The organism is Prevotella sp. TF12-30, from assembly GCF_003436715.1.
Classification (GTDB): domain Bacteria; phylum Bacteroidota; class Bacteroidia; order Bacteroidales; family Bacteroidaceae; genus Prevotella; species Prevotella copri_A.
Map to the genome: position 1 here is coordinate 1 of NZ_QSQJ01000095.1, position 2,057 is coordinate 2,057.

The window sequence follows — 2,057 nt, forward strand, 5'->3', positions numbered from 1 at the left end:
TAGAAATATAATCTGCAAAAATGGAACTAAGCAATTGATTTTCCAACACGGAAAGATGCATGTTTGCAATGAATATATGTTCTTTTGCCATACTCTTGAAATGACAAAACCGGATAATCGCACAGAGTTGTGGAAAATAACAATGCTGTTATGCAGATTATATCCAAACTACACAAAAAAACTAATTCTTGCGAAAGTAGAACAGGTCTCCGCATGAAGAACTATCCTTATCGTTATAATGGAAGAATAATAGTTGTGGTATCGAATCCTTCATATTGATTTTTTTGCTACTTCTTGTTTCTACATTATAGATGCAAATATTGTTAGAGGAAATCTTTACGGAATAAAAGTTGTTCAATCCAGTATATTCTCCGAATAAATTTCCATTTGTGAAGAACCTAATAGAAACTAATGCTCGTTGAGCATCTTTATACTGACCAGACAATACTGTTTTTTGTAACACCTCAAACATTCTGCTGCTTACTTGTAATGAGCCCAAATATCTGTAGTTGTAATCATTGACCATGTTGTCAGAAGTTATCTCCATGGAGAGTGTCATAGAATCATTTTTCGATTTTAAACATAGCAATTCTAATTCATCCTCTATGCTCTCCACAGAACAATTACACATTTCGTTTGTGGAGGAATTTGTTTTTTTGCAACCAACGAACAAAATACATAATGATATATATATGCTGATAGTTATAAATTTCATCATAGTCAATTCTTAATATTTATCTAAGCCTTCAAAAGAGACATTTGAAATATTGTGTCTTTCAATGAGTTCTTTAACTCGTAAAGAACAAACTATAGCCCCACTATCTTTCAAATAAAAGAGTTCTTCTCCATTCCACGAGGTGAAATCTATTTGGAAAGTCCCATAAATATGGTCTCCGTCAGAATCATGTTCACAGATAGAATCTATTTGCGTTTCTAACAGAGCATAGTATTGCAACCTTAAACTATATATTTTTATGGGGATAAAAGAAACTCCCTTTACTCCATTATTTTCCAACAAATCTTTGAAGTTATCGGAAATAAATCTTAATGGTCCTTGGTCACCTATGAAGTCATAAAATACATCTCCTTCATCGATGTGGAAGAGATTGTTGTCTTTTACATGTTGTAAATCAGGAAAAATTTGAAAAGGGTCGTAACTAACATCAGCTTGTAGCCTAACTTGCCTTTTTTTATGTCCTAACATTATAGTTGTAAAATTCATAGTGCTATCGAATTTGTAATCCGTACTCCAATGATTATGATTCACACAAGTCTTTGCATTTCTCCCAATGGACATCGAATTCCTCTTTGCTAACCAACATATTGGTTTCTATAGAATACAAGTCATATTGCAGGATAATGGACATCGGAGGATTGTGTTTGATGAAATCTTCTGGAAAGCAACTATCTACGTAGACATTAGCTACGCAATAGTTGCCATCCGCAGAAATTGTGATAGCCTTTGATACTCTCACGCCATCAAACTCGCCATAGCAAATCGTGTCGAACACCTTTATCTTGAAATAGAACTTGTATATCAATGTCCTGTTATTGCATGGAAGCTGGCTTCTCAGACGGATGCAGAAATGAGCTAAGGACAACAAAAAACTTTTCTTGGCATCCTTTGGAGACATTATCAGCGTGAAGTCCTTGCCAAGCTGACCTACGGAATTCACTTCGACTTTTGTTTCTGGGGCTTCCTTGAAGACAAGTGCTTTGACCTCCTTAACCGCCTTGCTCCAAGTCTCAACGTAATCAGGAAAAATGAAGTAATAGTAGCTGCAGAAAAAGAACTCCTTAGTCTCTGGCTTGTACTGTATGAAGAAGTTGGCTGAATCAAAAGATTCGGTAAATTGTTCTTCGGACATGATGTGAGAATCATTGGGTGACTTTTCGCAAACCGTACTAAGCATCTTGACTTGCCTCTTGAACCATATTTTGTATCTTTTGGCATAGAGTACAAAAATAATCGATATAACAGCCAAAATGACAAGCACGACAACACCGATAATATCTGAGCAGATATGAGTGATGACACCTATGCCATATATGATGAC

2 protein-coding genes are annotated in these 2,057 nt (G+C 35.4%); both read right to left on the reverse strand.

The genetic code is table 11. The features are described from left to right. Window positions 1-727: 727 nt before the first annotated feature. Entirely contained in the window at window positions 728-1,222 is a 495-nt protein-coding gene (locus tag DXD25_RS16150; protein ID WP_147327954.1) for a hypothetical protein, read from the reverse strand. Window positions 1,223-1,256: 34 nt separating this feature from the next. Further along, on the reverse strand, window positions 1,257-2,057 hold an 801-nt coding region (locus DXD25_RS16155), incomplete at its 5' end, for a hypothetical protein (RefSeq protein WP_222847560.1).

Bases quoted from the DNA above. Each gene is read 5' to 3' on its own strand.
- DXD25_RS16150 (WP_147327954.1), bottom strand. From the start codon at position 1,222: ATGAATTTTACAACTATAATGTTAGGACATAAAAAAAGGCAAGTTAGG.